Below are 19423 nucleotides of genomic sequence, written 5' to 3' on the forward strand. Positions count from 1 at the left end.
GCCCGGCGAGGGCGACCCGTCCGCGGCCACTCCCGCGACCGCGTCAACAACCCGACAGCACCACTCGACCAATCCACATGCGACGACGGCTCATCCACATGCAACGTCCTCGGCAACACACCATGCCGCATCGCCATCACCATCTTGATAACACCAGCCAACCCCGACGCAGCCTGCGTATGCCCAATATTCGACTTCACCGACCCCAGCCACAGCGGAATCTCCCGATCCTGACCATAGGTCGCCAACAACGCCTGCGCCTCAATCGGATCACCCAACCTCGTACCCGTCCCATGCCCCTCCACCACATCCACATCAGACGCCGACAACCGCGCATCCACCAACGCACCCCGAATCACCCGCTGCTGCGACGGACCATTCGGCGCAGTCAACCCATTCGACGCACCATCCTGATTCACCGCCGAACCCCGCACCACCGCCAACACCCGACGCCCATGACGCCGCGCATCCGACAACCGCTCCAACAACACAACACCCACACCCTCAGACCACCCAGTACCATCCGCAGCATCCGCGAACGACTTGCACCGCCCATCAGGCGCCATGCCTCGTTGCCTGGACGAGTCCACAAAGGTCGTAGGTGCGGCCATCACCGTCACCCCGCCCGCCAGCGCGAGCGTGCACTCGCCACGTCGCAGGGCCTGACAGGCCAGGTGCAACGTCACCAGTGACGAGGAGCATGCCGTGTCCACTGTGATCGCCGGGCCTTCGAGCCCCAGGCTGTAGGCCACCCGGCCGGACACCACGCTGCCCGCCGCGCCGGTGCTCAGGAATCCCTCGAGATCCCGCGGAATCCTGCCGAGCTGGGTCGCGTAGTCGTGGTACATCTGCCCGATGAAGACACCAGTCCGGCTGCCGTGCAGGGACAGCGGATCGATCCTGGCACGCTCGATCACGTCCCAGGAGGCCTCCAGCACCAGCCGCTGCTGCGGATCTGTCGCCACGGCCTCCCGCGGCGACATGGTGAAGAACCCCGCGTCGAAGTCCCCGGCGTCGTGCAGGAAGCCGCCTTCCCGGGCGTAGGAGGCGCCTGGCTTGTCCGGGTCCGGGTCGTACAGGCCCGCGGCCCACCCGCGGTCCGCCGGGAACTGCGAGATCGCGTCCACCTCGTCGGACACCAGCCGCCACAGGTCCTCCGGCGACTCCACACCGCCCGGGTAGCGGCAGCTCATCGCGACGATCGCGATCGGCTCGTGCGCCAGGGTCTCGACCTCGTGCAGGCGCTGGTGGGCCTGACGCAGATCGGTCGTCATCTTCCTGAGGTACTCGACGAGCCGGGCTTCATCCGCCATGTGCGTGCCACTCTTCCGCGGCCGGGCAGGGCCGCACCAGGACAAGATGGGAGATCACCTGCCCACAATGCCCCCGGCGGCCTCGCAAACCCCTGACAGCGCCCTGGCAACGCCGGGCCGGCGAGGCGGTGCCAGGAGAACACAAGCCAACCGCAAGCCCGCTGGCCATAGCGTCCGGTTGTCAGGACAGGTCTTTGGGAGGTTCGGTGCCGGAAACCCAAGCGGCTCAGACGCTGGCGGTCATCGGAGCAGGGGTGATGGGCTGCGGTATCGCGGCCCTCGCTCTCGGATCCGGGGTGCGCGTCGCACTGCTGGACATCGACGAAGGGAAACTCGGTCAGGCGGACACGAAGGTCAAGCGGCACCTCAAGACAGCTCAGCTGATGAGCGCGCTGCCCGCCGGCACGGTTCCCGGCGAGCTCGTCACCACGACGTCGGCGTCGGGCGCGGCGGACGCCGACCTGGTGATCGAGGCGGTCACCGAACTGGCGGCTGTCAAGGCCGCGGCACTGGCGGCCATCTCGCCGGTGGTCCGGCCCGGCACACCCATCGTCTCCAACACCTCTTCCATCCCGATCGACGAACTGACCGAGGCGGTGGCTCGGCCGGAGGACTTTCTCGGCACGCACTTCATGAACCCGCCGTACCTCATCCAGACGGTCGAGGTGATCCGCGGCAGGCGGACCGGGGACGAGGCATTACGCAGACTGCACGCCCTGCTCGGCAGGCTCGGCCGCACGGCGGTGACCGTCGGCGACGGCCCGGGGTTCGTGACCAGCCGGGTCCTGCACCCGATGATCAACGACGCGGTGCGGGTCGTCGAGGAGGGCACCGCGATCCCCGAAGTGGTCGACGCCCTGTTCGTCGACTGCCTCGGCCACCGGACGGGCCCGCTGCGCACCGCCGATCTGATCGGTCTTGACAACCTCGCCGATTCGCTGCACGTGCTGTACGAGCGGACGGGTGACGCAGGCTGCGCACCGCGCCCGCTGCTGCTGGAGAAGATTCGCGCGGGTGACCTCGGCCGCAAGAGCGGCCGAGGCTTCTACGACTACGGGGGACCACGATCGTGACCACGTCAACCGACCGTTCGGCGGAACCCGGCTCCGCGGCCGGGGCCGAAGCGAGTCTGCTCGGCTTCCTCGCATCCCGGACGAAGAAGGACTGGGACGCGGACACCGACCTGTTCGCCTCGGGCGGGCTGTCCTCCTTGTTCGCGATGGAACTGGTCGTGTACCTGGAGGAGACGTTCGACATCGAGATCGCCGGGGCCGACCTGCGCCTGGACAACTTCCGCACGGTGACGCGGATGGTGTCGCTCGTCCGGCGACTGGCCGGATCCGGAAGTGCCTGACCAGCTCACCGACCTGGTCAGGTTCGCCGGCGACCTGGTCGGCGGGCGGGCCGGGGACTGGGACGCGGCCGGGGAGATCCCGCGTGAGTCGATCACCGCGGCCGCCGCGGCCGGAGTGCTCTGCGCCCAGGTGCCCACCGAGTACGGCGGGCTGGGGTTGACCAGCACCGGCAACGGCAGGCTGACGGCGCACGTGGGCAGCCTGTGTTCGTCGTTGCGGAGCCTGATGACCTCCCAGGGCATGGCAGCCTGGTCCATCCAACGCCTGGGCAGCCGTGGGCAGCGCCGCGCCTACCTGCCGCGGCTGACCGGTGGCGAACTGGCCGCGGTCGCGTTCAGCGAGGCCTCGGCCGGCAGCGACCTTTCGCTGATCGACACCGAAATCGTCGCCGACGGCGACTCGGTCGTCCTCAGTGGACGGAAGGTGTGGACGACCGGCGCGTGGTACGCCGATCTCCTCGTGGTGTTCGGGCAGTACGCGGGTGGTGCGGCGGCTGTCGTGGTGCCCACCGCCACACCCGGGGTGACGGTCGACCGGGTGCCCGACCCACTCGGCTGCCGCGCCGCCGGGCACGCCACGGTCACGTTCGACTCGGTCCGGCTGCCTGCCGGAGCGGTCCTGGGCGGCGCGGGCCAGTCGGTCGAACTGCTCGTCACCACGGCACTGACCTACGGCAGGCTGTCCGTGGCGTGGGGATGCGTGGGGATTCTCCGCGGTTGCCTGCACGTGGTCACCGCGCACGCCAAAGTGCGCGAACAGTTCGGCAAACCCCTTGCCCGCCACCAACTAGTGGCCCGGCACATCGCCGGGCTGGCCGTCGACGAGCACACGGCGGCCGCCGCGGCCGAGCACGCCAGCCGGTGCTGGGACGAGCGGTCGCCGGACATGGTCGTCGCCGCGGTGCGGGCCAAGTACCTGGCCTCGACCCAGGCGGCCCGCGGCGCCGGCACAGCGGTCCAGGTCCTGGCTTCCGCGGGTGCGCGGGACGGCGACTTCGCCGCACGCGCGTACCGGGACGCGAAACTAATGGAGATCATCGAGGGCAGCACCGAGATCTGCCAGCTCATCCTGGCCGAACACGCGCTGACGACATCGGCGTGAGCGGCCGTACCCGAGAGGAAAACCCTTGCCGGACAGCGGAACGATCCCGGTCAAATGCCTGGTCTGGGACCTGGACGACACGTTGTGGCGCGGCGTGCTGTCCGAACAGGACGAAGTCGCGCTGTTGGACCCCGTCCGGCAGGTGCTCGCCGAGCTGGACTCCAGGGGGATCCTCCACGCGGTGTCGAGCAAGAACGACCACGACCTGGCGTGGGCGCGGCTGACCGAACTGGGGGTCGCCGAGTACTTCGTCGCCGCCCGCATCGGGTGGGGCCGCAAGTCCGACGCGGTGCGCGAACTGGCCGGGCTGCTGGAGTTCGCCGAGAACACCATCGCCTTCATCGACGACCAGCCGGCCGAACGCGCGGAGGTCGCGTTCCACCTGCCCGACGTCCGGTGTTATCCGGCCGAGCAGGCGGAACTGCTGCCCCGGCTGCCCGAGTTCACCCCACCGACCAGGACAGCGGACGCCGGTCGCCGGCGCGCGAGGTACCAGGCGAACCTCCTGCGCAACACCGAACGCAACGACTACCCCGGCCCGGACGAGGAGTTCCTCAAGGCACTGGACCTCCAGCTCCAGGTGGTCCGCGCCACCAAAACCGACCTGCAGCGGGTGGAGGAACTCACGCTGCGCACCAGCCAGATGAACGCCACCGGGGTGCACTACTCCGCGACCGACCTCGAAGCACTGCTGGCCGATCCTCGCCACGAAGTCCTCGTCGCGTCGTTGGCGGACCGGTTCGGCTCGCACGGTGCCATCGGCATCGTCCTGCTGAGCAAGGGCGACACCGGATGGCACCTCAAGCTGCTGGCCACGTCCTGCCGGGTGGTGTCCTTCGGCGTCGGAGCGGCACTTTTGGACTGGCTCGCCGATCAGGCGGCACAGGCCGCCGTCCACCTCGTGGCCGACTTCCGGCGCACCGACCGGAACCGGATCATGGAGATCGCCTACCGCTTCGCCGGTTTCACCGACACCGCTTGCGACTGCGCCAGGCGACTGCCCGCGGCCGACGGGATCCAGCGCCTGCACCTGGCACCGGCGCGCAAACAGGTGACCGAGGCCATTCACCTGACCGCGCCGGATCTCGGGCCGGATCTGGTCCACTGACAGCGAACCCACTCGCCAAGCTGACCACCTGGCGGCGGATCACTCCACGGCGACCGCGGCAGGTGGTTCGCCGGAGTGGAACCGCACCGCGCGCTGGCCGTAGGCGCGCAGCAGGTCGTGGATCTGGTACTGCCCGAACGTCAAGGGCTCGATCATGTTCACGTCCACGAGCGACTCGAGCATCCGCTCCGCGTCCAGCGAGCTGAGGCCGGTCGCCGCGGCCACCGCGGTGACGGTGAACGTGTTCCTGCGGTACCTGCTCACCGCCCGGAACACCCGCTGCTGCTCGGTGTTGAGGCAGGCGAACGACGTGTCGAACGCCGCCGCGAGGCCGTTCTTGCCGATGTCGAGATCCGCCATCAGCAGCCGGTCGCGGTGCAGCTGCGCGACGAGATCCGCGATCGTCCACGTGGGACGGTGCCGCAACCGGGCGGCCGCGAACTGCAGTGCGAGCGGGAGACCACCGCACATCTCCGTCAGTTCCGCCACAGCGCCGGACTCCGCGGCCGCCCGGCGGTCAGCCAGCATCGCCTCGAAGAACGCGCCCGCTTCGGGCCCTGCCAACCGTTTGAGTGACAGGGTCTCGGTCGTCTGGGACCCGATCAGGCGGTTGCGGCTGGTGATCAGGACGAAGCAGCCGCTGCCGCCGGTCAGCAGCGGCGTCACCTGCGCGGCACTGGCCGCGTTGTCCAGTACGAGCAGCACCTTCCGGTTCGCCAGCTGCGTCCGCCACACCGCGATCCGCTGTTCGAGGGTCACCGGGATCGACCCGGCGGGCACACCGACGGCCTCTAGCAGCTCGGCCAGCGCGGCGCTGGGCTCCTTCTGCGCACGGCCGTCGGTGTGGCCGTGCAGGTCGACGAACAGCTGCCCGTCGGGAAACCGGTCCGCCAGCTGGTGCGAGACGTGCACGGCGAGCCGGGTCTTGCCGACGCCCGCCATGCCGTCGATGGCGGCGATGCCCAACGCGCGTCCGTCATGGGGACGTGCGGTGGCGGCTGTCACGATCCGCCGCACCTCCAGCGCCCGTCCCACGAAGGTGCCGGTGTCCGGCGGCAGCGAATGCCGTCCCGCGCCCGGTGTTGCCGCCGGGAACGCGAGTTCCACGTCGTGGTTGAGGATCTTCTGGTGCACCGCCTTGAGTTCGGGTCCCGGCTCGATCGCCAGTTCCTCGACCAGCGCCTGCCGCGCGGTCCGGTAGACCTGGAGGGCCTCGGCCTGCTGGCCACCCCGGTAGAGCGCCCGCATCAACAGCGCGGCCAGCCGTTCCCGTTGCGGATACCGCAGGAACATCGCCTGCAGCTCGGGGATCACCTGGGTGTGGCGGCCGAACGACAGGTCGATCTCCATGCTCTCCTGCTGGGCGGCCAGCCGCGCCTCGTTCAGGCTCACCGCCTCCAGCTGGGCGAACCGGCCGGGCACGTCGGTCAGCGCGGGTCCGCGCCACAGCGCCAGCGCCGCGGACAGCTCGGTCCCGGCGTCGGCCGGGCAGCTGTCGTTGAGCAGGGTGTGACTGCGGTCGATCCGTTCGCGGAACAACTCCACATCGGACTCACCCGGCTCCACCCGCAGCCGGTATCCGGTCGCGTCGGTCAGGATGCGGTTTTCCCCGTCCGGTCCCGCCGAGGCGAGTCTGGCTCGGAGCCGGCACACGTACGAGTGCACGGTCGCCGCGCTCGTCAAGGGCGTATCGCCTTCCCACGCCGCGTTGACGAGGTGCTTCACCGGCACTGGCTGATTCGCGCGCAGCACCAGCGCGGCCAGCAACGCACGCATCCGCGGACCGCCCACCTGGACGACGGAATCCGCACTGCGCACTTCAAAAGGTCCCAAAATGCAAAAATCCACCAAGATCCCCAGCATCCATCGACGGATTCAAGCAATCAGCAAAGACTTCCCCGGTTCACTGAACGCCCGATGACGACAAATCCGGCAGGCCAGCAGCAGCCCCCAGACCTGTCCAAACACGACCGTCCACCAGAACACCCCTTCCTGTCAACGCTTTCACGCACGGCTGAAACGACATACACCGGCGAATCGGAAAGCTCAGCCGAACCCGGGAAAATCCGGCATGATCTTCGCCATTCCGCGGGTACCCGGTCACCGGGCCTGGCGATTCGCCGCGATCAGGTCGGCCGCGGCACCCACTCCGCCGGCCTCGGTCAACCGGCGGCGCCAATATCCGGCCCGCTCCCGCAGGTTCTCATCGGTCAGCAGCCGTGACAGCTTCCGTACCAGTTCGTCCCTGCCGACCGTCCGCACGTCCGCCACCATCAGCGCGGCCCCCGCGTCGACGAACCGCACAGCGAGGTCGCGCGTCTCCCAGGACCCCGGCATCGTCAGCAACGGTTTGCCGAAGTGCAGGCCCTGATGCGAACTGTTGCCGCCGTGCGTCCAATACCCGCGCACGTGCGGGTGCGCCAGGACTTCGACCTGCGGAACCCATGACTCCACCCGCAGGTTCGACGGCAGAACCGCGGGCAGCAGACCCTGCTGGGTCTTCGTCATGCTCCACAGCACGTGGTGCCGCGGCCCGATCGCCTCGATCGCCGCGACCATCTCGGTGAGTGTGCGTGCGGAAACCCGCATGAGCGTACCAAGTCCGATGTAGACCACTGATTCCCGGGCATCGAGCCAGTCGAACAGCACCTTGTCGCCGTCCGCGACACCGCGTTCCGCGGACACCATGGTACCCAGCATTTTCACCGTGGGAGGCACGGGAAACGGATATTCGATCCCGAAGACGGTGTTCGCCAGGACAGCGACAGCGGCGTCGGCATACCGGCCGTACTCACCGGTCGCGTTCCGTACCCCCGACTGCTTGCGCAAGCGGAGGTACGCGGCCATTTTCCGCACGAATTTCGGCTCCGCCAGCATCGTGAGGACGCGCGCCACCTTGAAGACGTTGTGGTCCCAGCGCTGCCGGATGGTCATCCGCAGCGGCAGCCCGCTGAGCATCGCCGGATAACCGCGCGGCACGCGACGGGCGAACAGATAGCTCACGGGCGTCGGGCAGTTCATCATGAACCGGACATCTCGCGTCATCGCCGCGTCCAGTGCCGCGATGTCGTAGGAGTCGATCATCATCAGCGACGGCCGGACCTCGTCGATCACCTCGAGCACGCGGCGGTACCGCTGTTCCCAGTAGCGCGGATCCAGTATCTGTCCGAGGTACGCAGCCAGGCTGCGCGCCCGGGACGCGGAGTTGATCCGGTCGTACGTCTCGTCGCTCCACTTTGTCGGATCCAGCTCGGGTCCCGGGGGCGAGCCGAGGGAGGCGAACCTGACCCGGCTGTCGCCGGGAATGGCCTCGACGTCCGCGCGGCGAGTGTCCATGCTGGCGAACCAGAGGTCGTCCGCGCCACGCCGCGCCAGCTCACCGGCGATCGCGGCCAGCGGACCGAACAGCCCGGCGTGCGCCTCGGACGCGAACAGGACTGGTCGGTTGTCCGTGACGCTCATGATCCCGCGCTCTCCTGTCTACTCCCGTGTGCCTGCCAGGACGGTAAGCCCGATGGGCTTTCAGTTTCCTGACAGGCCGGGCCCGGCCGTCCTCACGAACGGATCGCACGCGAGCACCGTCATTGGCCGGACATCTGCTGTACCAGGCTGAACGGCCGCATGTCGGTCCAGGATGTCTCGATGTGGTCGAGGCACTCCTCCCGGCTACGGGACTCCAGCACCACGGTCCAGCCGTCCGGGACCGCGGCGAAGGCAGGCCAGAGTGAGTGCTGGTTCTCCGCGTTGACCAGGACGTGGAACTCGCCCTGGGGATCGTCGAACGGGTTCTGCATGTCGGTCTGTCCCTTTCTCACGGTTTCCCGCCGGTGATCGAGTCCACAGTGGCCAGATCGCGCGGCGGTCCGGATCCGGCCGCGGTGAGATGCCGCCGCAAGGTGCCGGCCGGGCGGCCGCCGCGGTCATCGGCGGTCGGGCTGGTGAAGTACTCCGCCAAGCCGGCCTTGGTGTGCGTGGCCGAGGGCGGCGCTGACGGACCGTCGTCCGTTCCGGTGAGGGGGCCTTGTTCGAAGTAGGCGTTGAAGTGCTCGGCCGCCTGCGACCACTGCACACGAACGCGGTACCCAGCCGCCTCACCGGCTCGCACCACGTCTTCCGGCTCCAGCCCGGCGGTGGGAGGTGATCCAGCGGCGGCCAGGTCTGGGGCGAGCCGGGCGTTCGGGATTCCCACGGCCCAGAAGCACCGGACGGTGCCAGCCTCCGCCCATCGCAAGAGCTCTGCGGCGCCGGCGAAGTCCGCGCCCCACCGTGTCTCGGGGACTTCGATGTCGTCAGCGCGATTCGGTGTCTTCGACAGGACGACGTCGTAGCGGTAGCGGGTCAGTTCGTTCCGCGCGTGTCCCCGCTTGAGCTGGATCCTCGCCGAACGCAAGCCACGGCCTGACTGTGCGTACTCGGTGAAGAACGCCGGATCCACCAGCAGTTCCCGTTCCAGTGCGACGCTCCGGTCCACGTCGGTCGACCGGGCGGCGGCGACTCCGGCGTGGAAACACTCCAGCAGCCGCCGGTTGCGGACGTCACCGACGAAGAGCGCGCCGTCGTCGGTGAGTGCCGCGGCCGCCTGATCGAACACGTCCAGGCAGTACGCCGCGGACGGGAAGTACTGGACGACCGAGTTGAGCACGATGACGTCGAAGTACCCCGCCGGGATTCCGCTGAAGTCGGCAGCGTCTCGGGGCAGCAGCGTCACTTCGCCGTTCAGGCCTGGCCGCTCCGCCACCCACTGGGTGAGCCTGCCGATGATCCCGGCGGAGAAATCCGTGCCCCAGTAGGCTTCCACCTCACCGGCCAGTTCGGACAGCAGCAGTCCGTTGCCGACGCCGATTTCGAGGATCCGCCGTGGCCGCAACGCGCGGATGCGTCGCACGGTCGCGTCCCGCCACTCCCGCATCTCCTCGACCGGGATCGGTTTTCCGTCGTAACTGCTCTTCCAGACGGAGAAGTCCTCGCTGAGGTCCGCCTCCGCCGGATGGGCGTAGTGGTCCTCGTGGATCTCCCGCCATTCGTCCAGCCGCTGCCGGGCCGCCTCGGCCGTGTCCGGGCGCACCGGCGCGTGATCGGCCGCGACCGGCATCGTGGCGACCCCGGCGACGGTCGGGTCGGCCAGCAGGTCGGTCATCGAGATCCTCAGCCCGAACTCGGCCCGGATCCGGCCGACCAGCTGGGCGCCCAGCACGGAATGCCCGCCGCGATCGAAGAAGCTGTCATCGATACTCACCTTCTCGACGTGCAGCAGTTCGGCGAATACCCGGCACAGCGCCTCTTCCAGCGCTGTCCGTGGTGCCCGTCCGCCCGCTTCCGCGCCCCACAGCGGTTCCGGCAGTGCGTTGCGGTCCAGTTTGCCGTTCGACGTCATCGGAAAGCGTTCCACCGAGATGAAAGCGGACGGAACCATGTAGTCAGGTAGCCTCCGCCGGCAGAATCTGGTCAGCTGCCGGGCGGTGGGCAGCTCGCTACCCGGGTTGGCGGTCATGTACGCGACGAGCCGCTTGTCCCTCTCGGTGATCTGGCGGGCGACCACCACTGCCCGCCCGATCGACGGCACATCGGCGAGCACCGACTCGATCTCACCGAGTTCGACCCGGAAACCCCGGATCTTGATCTGGTGGTCGGTGCGCCCCAGGAAGACCAGCTCACCACCGGCCGCTCGCCGGACCAGGTCCCCGGTCCGGTACAGGCGGGAACCTGGCGGGCCGAAGGGATTCGCGACGAACCGGCCCGCGGTGAGACCCGGCCGAGTGAAGTACCCCTGCGCCAGGCCGTCTCCGGCGATGTACAGCTCCCCCTCGCTCCCGTCCGGCACGGGCTCGAGGCGGTCACCGAGAACGTACAGCTGCGTGTTGCGGATCGCGTGCCCGATGGACGCGGTGTCAGTGCCCTCACGCACCCATTCGCGGGTTGACCAAATTGTGGTTTCCGTCGGTCCGTACATGTTCGCCACGCGCCGCGAGGTATCTCGCATCACGGCGGCCAGGCTGGGCGGCAACGCCTCTCCCCCGACGAGCATCAGCACATCCCGGAAGACGGCGGAATTCCCCGTGTCCAGGACCATCTGCCACAACGCGGGGGTCGCTTGCAGCATCGTGACGCCGAAGTCCCCGACCATCCGGACAAGCGCTTCGGGATCGTGCACGTCGGCACTGCTCGCCATCACCACCGTGGCGCCGGTGATCAGCGGGAGGTACAGCTCGAGCCCGGCGATGTCGAACGCGATGGTGGTGACCGCAAGCAGTTTGTCGCCCGGACCGGGGCCGAACTCCGCCCTCATGGCGAGCAGGAAGTTCTCCAGCGCGCCGTGCGGGACGACAACGCCCTTGGGATTGCCGGTGGACCCGGACGTGTAGATCACGTACGCCGCGTCGGCTGCTCCTGGCTCGACGGCGGGAGCGTGCCCGGGACCCGCCACCGGCTGGTCGAGGAAGATCTCGTTCCCGCCGGAAGAACCGCTGTGGGTCTCGGCTGTCGTGATCACGACCGCGGGCTGTGCGTCACGCAGGATGTAGGAGACCCGGTCGCGGGGATAAGCCGGATCGATCGGCAGGTAAGCGCCTCCTGACTTCATCACCGCCAGCGCGGCGACCACCAGGTCGGCCGACCGTGGCAGGACGAGCCCGACAAGGGCGCCTCGGCGCACACCGCGGTCGATCAAGTGGTGGGCCAGCTTGTTCGCTTTCGCGTTCAACTCCGCGTACGTGACGTTGACACCGTGGAACTCCACGGCGACAGCATCCGGCGTGCGCGCCACCTGCTGTTCGAACAGCGATACGAAGGTCATGTCCGCGACCGCTCCAGTTCGGCCTCGATGATCGAGGCGACACGGGTCAGCGAGTCCGCGGTGAGCAGGTCGAAGTGACTCACGCCCATCGGGTGGATCCGCACCTCACCGGAGATGAAGTCGGTCCAGGACCTCGGGTTGATCCGCCACTCGTCACGGTGCCCGGCCGCCTGGAAGTGCACGATGTCGCCCTGGTGCACGGCGGGTTCGTAGTGGCTGGCCATGAACTCGTGCCGGGTGAGGATCCCGGCCAGCAGCCGTAGCCGCTCCTCGTCGATGATCTCGCCGGTGGCCATCTCGGGGAAACACTGGCGGACCAGAGCGATGTGCATCGGGCCGACCTCCGCCGGCCTGGCCCCGGCCATCGCGGGCGGCGTCCCGGCGTACGGGTACGAGTCAAGCACCCCCAGCAGCTCGGTCACCTCGCCTTGGTCGGCCAGCATCGTGGCCATCGCGTGCGCGATGTTGCCGCCGAACGACCAGCCCACGAACCGGTACGGCCCGGTCGGCTGGACGGAACGCACCTGCTCGAGGTAGTCCACCGCCATCTCGTGCATCGAAGTGGCCATGTTCTCCAGGCCGGCGACCGCCCTGGACTGGATGGAGTACAGCGGGGTGCCGTGCAGGTACCGGCCGAACCCGAAGTAGCACCAGGCGAGGCCGATGCCCGGGTGCAGGAAGAAGATCGGCCGGTCGTCCCCGCCGGTCCGGATCGGCAGCAGCACCTGCAGTTCCGCGTCACCACCGTTGCCGATCAGCTCGCTCAGCTGGGCCACCGTCGGGGCTTGGAAGATCGCGCCGACGTCCAGCTCCACCCCCAGCGACTCCTTGATCAGGCCGACCAGCCGGGCCGCGAGCAGCGAGTGGCCGCCCAGTTCGAAGAAGTTGCCGTCGACCCCGACGTTGCCGACGCCCAGTGTGCGGCCGACGAGCTCGGCCAGCCTCGCCTCCTGCGGTGTCGCCGGTGCCTTGCCGCCCACGGTGACCCGTTGCCGGGGTGCGGGCAACGCCTTGCGGTCGAGCTTGCCGTTCGGCGACACCGGCAAGTGGTCCACGTACACGTAGTCGGTCGGCAGCATGGCCGGGATGAGCAGGTTCTCGGCCTGTGCCCGCAGCGCGTGGGTCAGCAGGTCCGGATCGAACCACCGCGTGTCCTCGGGCGGTGCGGCCGCCTCGGCAACCGCTCCCGGCCGGACCGCGAAGACGGTCACCAGGCCGCTGTCGGCCAGCAGTTCGGTGGTTTCCGTCTCGGTGGTCAGGCCGTGCCCGGTCAGCATCGTCAGCACCGTGTCCAGCCGGTCGCCGCTGTCGTGCACGTCGACGACGACCTGGCGGATGCGCGGCCAGTGCTCGTCGCGGATGCCGAGCAGCACGTCGAGTTCGCTCTTCTCCGCGTCGATCTTGAGCAGGTCGATCTGTTCGACGCCGTGCTCGTCGATGACTGAGGACAACGTGCGCAGCTCGCAGGTGATGTCCTGCCTTTCCTGAAGGCGCTGGGTGACCAGCACTTCCAGCGCGCCGGTGAGTTCCGACAGGTCGCCGGGGCCCTCGGTGAGCCGCTTGACCTGGCTGCCCGCCAGCACCTCGGTCTCCGAGGCGTCGTCGAACTGGCCGGACAGCATCGAGAACTGCGGGTAGTACACGAACTCCGCCGTGCCCGAGTGGTCGGAAAGCCCGTACGCGAACGGGTGCACGCGCACGTCGTTCAGTGTCGTGTTGCGCACCATCTCCTCGTACAGCTCCGGAATCGGCTCGAACGCGTACACGGTGACGTCCGGGGCCTGGGTACCCGCGAACACACTGAACATCCCGACGTGGGCGCCGACGTCGAAGACGGTCGCGCCTGCCGGCAGCGTCACGCCGTGCCGCAGGTACTCCCGGTTCTCGAAGATCTCCTGGTACAGGTAGTCGATCTCGGCCTTGTTGCGGCCGAGCACCAGTCGCCTGTTCGGCAGCGAGTGCCGGGGCAGGTCGTCGACCTCGCCGGCGGCCTCCCAGCGGGCGAGCGTGCGAACGCCCGGGGCGTCCGCCGCGTTCGGCACGACGTAGGCCACGATCCGCTCATCGCCGGATTCAGGCTCGTAGACCGAGGCCGCGGCCTGCTCGACGGCCGGGTGGGCGGCCACCGCCGACCCGATCTCGTCGAGCTCGATCCGGACGCCTCGCACCTTGACCTGGTCGTCCCCGCGGCCCAGGTACTGCACCTGCCCGTCCGAAGTCCACCGTGCGCGGTCACCGGTCCGGTACATCCGTGCGCCCGGGGGGCCGAACGGATCCGCCACGAACCGCTCGGCGGTCAGCGCCGGGTTGTGGTGATACCCGCGCGCCAATTGCACCCCGGCGAGGTAGAGCTCACCCGGCACACCGATCGGCACCGGATTGAGCTGGGAATCCAGCACACGCAGGCGGGTGTTCCACACGGGTGCGCCGATCGGCACGGTCGTGTCGTGTTCGACGCAGTCCCAGCTGGTCACGTCGACCGCGGCCTCGGTCGGTCCGTAGAGGTTGTACAGCGGGGCGGTCATCGTCTCGAAGTAGCGCTGCTGCAAGGCATGCGGCAGGGCCTCACCGCTGCAGATGACCCGGCGCAGCGGGAACGGCTCGTGGTCCGCGGGCAGCTCGGCGAGGAACGCCTGCAGCATGGACGGTACGAAGTGGATGGTCGTGATCCGCTGGGAGCGCACGGTCGCGGCCAGGTACTCCGGGTCGCGGTGCCCGTCCGGGGCGGCCACCACGAGCGTGGCGCCCTCGATCAGCGGCCAGAAGAACTCCCACACCGACACGTCGAACCCGGCCGGGGTCTTCTGCAGCACGCGGTCGTCCGGTCCCAGACCGAACTTGTGCTGCATCCACAGCAGCCGGTTCACAATGGCCCGATGGCCGACGACGACGCCTTTCGGCCTGCCGGTGGAGCCGGAGGTGAAGATGAGGTACGCCGGGCTGTCCGCGAACACCTCGGGCGAGACGTACTCGCCTGCAGGGGAATGGCCGGTCAGCTCTCGCATCATCTGTGCGTCCAGAACCAGTACCGGGCCTGCGTCCGTGAGCATCGCGGCTCGCCTGCCCTCGGGCAGTCCCGGTTCGACCGGCACGTATGCCGCGCCCGCACGCAGCACGGCGACCAGCGCGACAACCAGATCCGCCGAACGGTCGAGGGAAACCGCGACGATCCGGTCGAGTCCCGCTCCCCTCGCGCGCAACGCCATGGCCAGCCGGGCCGTCCGCCGGTCCAGTTCGGCGTAGCTGAGCCGCTCGTCGCCGAAGACCACCGCGTCGGCGTCCGGGCTGGTCTTCATCCGGTGTTCCAGCAGCTCGGTCAGTGTCACGTCCGGGACATCCACCGCGGTGGAATTCCACTCCGCCAGCTGTCGCTGTTCCGCCGCACCGATGGCGCTGATCGAGTCGATCGGCCGGTCGGGATCCTCGGTCAGTTGCGTGAGCAGCGACAGGAACCGCTCGATGAACCGTTCGACGGTCCGCCGGTCGTACAGGTCGGTCGAGTAGTCGAGCACCCCCGCGACACCGCCGGTGTCCGGCCGCTCGGTGAAGGTGAAGCTGAGATCGAACTTGGCGGTCCTGACGTCCGCGGTCAGCCGCCGGGAGGACAGACCGGCCAGGTCCAGCTTGCCCTCCTCGTAGCTCTGGAACGCCATCATCACCTGGAACAGCGGGTGCAGCCCCAGGGTGCGGACCGGTGCGGTGAGCTCGACGACCTGCTCGAAGTCCAGATCGTGGTGCTCGTGTGCGGCGAGGTTCACCTCCCTGGCCCTGGCCAGCAGTTCGGTGAACGTCGGGCTGCCGCTCAGGTCGTAGCGCAGCACCAGTGTGTTGACGAAAAAGCCGACGAGCTCGGCAGTGGATTCGTCGGTCCGGCCCGCCACCACCCCGCCGATCGGGATGTCCTGGCCGCAGCCGAGCTTGTTCAGCAGCACCACCAGCCCGGCCTGCAGGGCCATGTTCAGGCTGACGTGGCTGCGCAGGCCCACTTCACGCAGCCGGGCGTGCAGCGACGGGCTGATCTCCATGGTGAGCCGGGCGCCCACCATGCCCACCTTGGCCGACCTCGTCCGGTCGCCGAGCGGCGTCACTTCGGCGGGCAGCCCGGCCAGCTGTTCGGTCCAGTACCTGCCCTGGCGTGCGGCGAAGGTCCTCGGGTCCTTGGCGTAGCCGAGTTGTTCCACCTGCCAGCGGCTGTAGTCGTGGTACTGCACCGGCAGCGGCGTCCACGCCGGTTCGTGCCCGTCGAGCCGTGCCCGGTAGGCGTGCGCCAGGTCGCGGGTGAACAGCGCGATCGAGACACCGTCACAGGCGATGTGATGGATGAGCACCAGCAGTGTGTGGTCTTCCGGCCCGGACTCGAACAGCCACACCTTGATCGGGATCTCGGCGGCCAGGTCGAACGGGTGCTGCGCCGCGGCGTCCAGCGCGTCCTGGACGCCGGCTGCCGCCACGGGCACGTGCTCCACCGCCACCTGGGCATCGACGACCTGCTGGTACGGAACGCCGTCGTGCGACAGGAAGATCGTCCGCAGGGACTCGTGCCTGCCGACCACGTCGTTGATCGCCGCGGTCAGTGCCACGCGGTCGAGCTCGCCGGTCAGCTGCGAGGCGATCGGCATGTTGTACGTCGGATCCGCACCCTGCGTCTGGAACAGGAACCACAGCCGGCGCTGCGGGAACGACAGTCCCGGACGCTCCTGCCTCGGCCTGGCCACCAACGGTTTGCGGGGCGAGGCCGCCTGGTCGAGCGTGGTCGCCAGGCGCGCCACGGTCGGGTTCTCGAACACCGCGCGGATGCTCAGCTCGGCCGACAGCTCGGTGCGGACACGGCCGACCAACTGGGCCACCAGCAGGGAATGGCCACCCAGTGCGAAGAAGTCATCGTCGATGCTCACCGAGGGCACACGGAGGATGTCGGCGAACAGCGCGGCCAGCACTTCTTCCCGCAGGCTGCGGGGGCCGCGACCGGTCCCGGCCACCGGCCTGCCCGGGAACGGCAGGCTATGCCGCCGCACCCGACCGGCTTCGTCCAGCGGGAACGAGTCCAGCGCGACGAACGCCTCGGGCACCAGGTGCGAGGGCAACCTGTCCGCTGCGAAGCGCTGAATCTCCGCCGGGTCAGGCCGTGTGCCGTCGCGGCCGGTCATGAAACAGACCAGGCGCGTGCCGCTGTTCCTGTCGTCCTCGGGGGCGACGACCACCTGCGCGAGACCGGGGTGCTTGCCCAGCAACCGTTCGGCCTCGCCGACGTCGATCAGGAACCCGTCGATCCGGACCTGCTCCGCCGCCTTGCCGAGGAATTCGAGGTCGCCGCCGGGCAACAGCCGGACGAGGTCCCCCGTGCGGTACATCCGGGCACCCGGCGGCCCCCACGGGTCGGTGACGAACCGCTCGGCCGTCAGGCCCGGTTGGTGTGGATGCCCGAGCGCGAGCCCAGCGCCCGTGACGTACAGCTCCCCCGGCACGCCGGGCGGGAGCAATGTCATGCCGGGTCCTACCACACGGCAGCCGTGCCACGGTTTGCCGATCGGGATGTCGGCGGCGGGGTCGGGACGCGCCGAGAACCGGTGCGCGGTGGCGAATCCCGCGGTCCCGGATGTCCGATGGCCGATCACCACGTCGGTTCCCGGGCAGCGGCGCAGCACCCGGCCGATCGGGGACGGCGCCAGGTGACCGGTCCACACCTCGGCGATCCCGGTGAAGACACGGGGATCGCGCTCGGCGAACGAACGGAAGTCCGTGGCGCTCAACCACAACCGCTCCACTGTCGCCGTCGCGGTGACCTCACGCAGTGAGTCCGGTGTCAGCGTGCCGGGTGGCGCCACCACGACACACCCGCCGCTGAGCAGGCACGACCAGATCTCCACCATGCTGGTCGCCGAGGTGGGGGCGGAGTGCAGCAGCATCCGCGGTGCGGTCAGCGTGCCCAGTTCCCCGCCGGTGACGCTGTCCGCAACGGCGATGTGTGAGAAAGCGACCAAACCGTCCTCAGTGGACAGCTCGATGGCGGCGCCGTCGGGGGATGGGTAGGCCCTCACCGGGTCTGCTGGACAGTCCGCGGCAGCTGCGAATGCGACCTCGTTGCCCGAGCCGGACACCTCAGCGACCAGGACAGTCCTGAAGTCCTTCACCGCCTCGTGATCGCCAGGGGTGAGACACCGGTACGCGGCCCCCGACTTCACGGCGCCCAGTACCGCGCCGATCAGATCCGGGCCGCGCTCCGCCATGATCCCGACAACGGTGCCTTCTCCCTCGCCCCGGGACCGCAGCAGGTGGGCGATCCGGTTGGCACGCAGGTCGAGCTCCGCGTAGCTCAGCCGTGTTTCACCGTACGACACGGCAATGGCATCCGGATCACCGGTCACCTGCCGGGCGAACAATTCAGCGAGGGAGGCTGTGCTGGATTCGCGCTCGGCCGGAGCAGCGATCTCGTCGAGCAGGACCGCACCGGCGAGGCTTCCGCCCGGGTCACGCACCAGGAGTTCGGCGATGCGCACGAACAGCTCGCCCAGCCGGTCGATGGTCCTGGGCCGGAACAGATCCGTGCGGTAGATCAACGCGCCGGTCAGCCGCTCGTCGACGACCTCGGCGCGAAACTCGATGTCGAACCGGGTGATGTCGTCCAGCCACGGCAGGCGTTCCAGCCCAGTGCCGGACCCCGTGGTGTGCTCGCCCTGGTAGATGAACAACACCTCGAAGAAGGGGTTGCGGCTGGTCTGCCTGCCTGGCCGCAGATCGGCCACCACCCGGTCGAACTGCACGTCCTGGTGCGCGTACGCCTTGTTCATCGTGGCGTTGGCGGAGCGCAGAACCTGGCGGAACGGAGCCGAAGGGGAAACCCGGTCGCGCAGAACGACTGTGTTCACGAACAGGCCGACGACGTCCTCGAACTCCTCGCGCTGACGGCCGTTGAGGACAGTCCCGATGGTGATGTCCTCCTGCCCGGTGTGAATCGCCAGTGCCAGCTGGAACAATCCGGCCGCGGCACTGGACAGGGCGCACCGCCAGCGCAACGCGATCGACCGCAGTGCGGCCGTGGTCCGCGCGGACAGCGCGAACTCGCTGATCCCGCCCGACGTTCCGGCCTCGGCCGGACGGGGGAAGTCGAGCGGGAAGTCCAGCGGTTGCGCGCCGTCGAGTTCCTTGCGCCAGAACGCGAGGCGGGACTCGAGCGTGTCCGGGTCGGCGTTCTCCCGTTGCCAGGCCACATAATCGTTGTAGGTGGCCGTCACTTGCGGCAACCGGGCAGGCCGCCGGTCCACCTCCGCCTGGTACAGCGCGGAGAGTTCGCGACTCAGGACTGTGAAGGAACGACCGTCCATCACGATGTGGTGGAAGACCATGCAGACAACCGCGGACCCGTCCGGCTGGGCGACCACCATGGCCCGCACCGGCGGCGCCGCGGACAAGTCGAAGGGAATCTCGCAGAACGACGCCGCGACGGCCCGCCAGTCCGCACTGACATCCCGCCAGGTCACCGGAACGGCGAAATCCGGCACCTCGGTCATGTACGGATTACCGTCCTCATCGGCACCGTAGACCGAGCGCAGCACCACGTGCCGCGCCACGAGAGCGGCGAAGCTCGCGGTCAACGCCGCGGGATCGACACCGGAGGAGAACCTCCAGGCGATCCGGGCGTTGTAGGCGCTGCTGCCCGGATTGACCTGCTGCAGCAACCACATCCGTTCCTGGCCCGATGACAGTGGCGACAGCGGCGATGACAACAGCGTCGGCCCGGTCACGATTCCCCCAT

The 19423-nt window shown here is 68.9% G+C and carries 10 protein-coding genes; 4 read left to right on the forward strand and 6 right to left on the reverse strand.

Annotated elements, in window-relative coordinates:
• The coding region (locus GC106_RS46155; protein ID WP_376777840.1) for a type I polyketide synthase at positions 1 to 1358 on the reverse strand (1358 nt) is incomplete at its 3' end.
• Between the two features lie 161 nt (positions 1359 to 1519).
• On the opposite strand from GC106_RS46155, the gene GC106_RS46160 reads away from it, so the two are divergent.
• Genes GC106_RS46160 through GC106_RS46175 form a run of 4 tightly spaced genes read left to right on the forward strand, consistent with a single transcriptional unit; the run spans position 1520 to position 4877 of the window.
• Entirely contained in the window at positions 1520 to 2386 is an 867-nt protein-coding gene (locus GC106_RS46160; RefSeq protein ID WP_312873441.1) for a 3-hydroxyacyl-CoA dehydrogenase family protein, read from the forward strand.
• A complete protein-coding gene (locus GC106_RS46165; protein ID WP_173142544.1) occupies positions 2383 to 2667 on the forward strand; it encodes an acyl carrier protein in 285 nt (94 codons plus the stop codon). Before GC106_RS46160 ends, GC106_RS46165 begins: the two co-directional genes overlap by 4 nt.
• Positions 2660 to 3769 (forward strand): acyl-CoA dehydrogenase family protein, encoded by a 1110-nt coding sequence (locus GC106_RS46170; protein ID WP_173142545.1) that lies wholly within the window; start codon positions 2660 to 2662, stop codon positions 3767 to 3769. The genes GC106_RS46165 and GC106_RS46170 overlap by 8 nt, the downstream gene beginning before the upstream one ends.
• Positions 3770 to 3794: 25 nt before the next feature.
• Positions 3795 to 4877 (forward strand): HAD-IIIC family phosphatase, encoded by a 1083-nt coding sequence (locus tag GC106_RS46175; protein ID WP_173142546.1) that lies wholly within the window; start codon positions 3795 to 3797, stop codon positions 4875 to 4877.
• A 39-nt stretch (positions 4878 to 4916) separates the two neighbouring features.
• On the opposite strand, the gene GC106_RS46180 is transcribed toward GC106_RS46175, so the two are convergent.
• The 5 genes from GC106_RS46180 to GC106_RS46200 all read right to left on the reverse strand — a co-directional run bounded on the left by GC106_RS46180 (position 4917) and on the right by GC106_RS46200 (position 19412).
• Positions 4917 to 6668, reverse strand: coding sequence for an AfsR/SARP family transcriptional regulator (locus GC106_RS46180; protein ID WP_173142547.1), 1752 nt, complete (start codon positions 6666 to 6668; stop codon positions 4917 to 4919).
• 309 nt (positions 6669 to 6977) lie between these two features.
• Positions 6978 to 8339 (reverse strand): glycosyltransferase, encoded by a 1362-nt coding sequence (locus GC106_RS46185; protein WP_173142548.1) that lies wholly within the window; start codon positions 8337 to 8339, stop codon positions 6978 to 6980.
• Between the two features lie 119 nt (positions 8340 to 8458).
• The gene (locus tag GC106_RS46190) at positions 8459 to 8671 is read right to left on the reverse strand and encodes an MbtH family protein (protein WP_173142549.1); all 213 of its coding nucleotides are present in this window, start codon (positions 8669 to 8671) and stop codon (positions 8459 to 8461) included.
• A gap of 17 nt (positions 8672 to 8688) precedes the next feature.
• A complete protein-coding gene (locus GC106_RS46195) occupies positions 8689 to 11670 on the reverse strand; it encodes a non-ribosomal peptide synthetase (RefSeq protein ID WP_173142550.1) in 2982 nt (993 codons plus the stop codon).
• Positions 11667 to 19412 carry a non-ribosomal peptide synthetase gene (locus tag GC106_RS46200; RefSeq protein WP_173142551.1) on the reverse strand — a complete coding sequence of 2582 codons (7746 nt, stop codon included), beginning with the start codon at positions 19410 to 19412 and terminating at the stop codon, positions 11667 to 11669. The genes GC106_RS46195 and GC106_RS46200 overlap by 4 nt, the downstream gene beginning before the upstream one ends.
• Positions 19413 to 19423 lie beyond the last annotated feature (11 nt).

It is taken from the genome of Kibdelosporangium persicum, from assembly GCF_013280595.1.
Taxonomy (GTDB): Bacteria; Actinomycetota; Actinomycetes; order Mycobacteriales; family Pseudonocardiaceae; genus Kibdelosporangium; species Kibdelosporangium persicum.

What these genes read in the sequence shown, in the direction of transcription:
- GC106_RS46190 (WP_173142549.1), bottom strand. Translation starts at nt 8,671, where the DNA reads ATGCAGAACCCGTTCGACGATCCCCAGGGCGAGTTCCACGTCCTGGTC.
- GC106_RS46195 (WP_173142550.1), bottom strand. Translation starts at nt 11,670, where the DNA reads ATGACCTTCGTATCGCTGTTCGAACAGCAGGTGGCGCGCACGCCGGAT.
- GC106_RS46185 (WP_173142548.1), bottom strand. Translation starts at nt 8,339, where the DNA reads ATGAGCGTCACGGACAACCGACCAGTCCTGTTCGCGTCCGAGGCGCAC.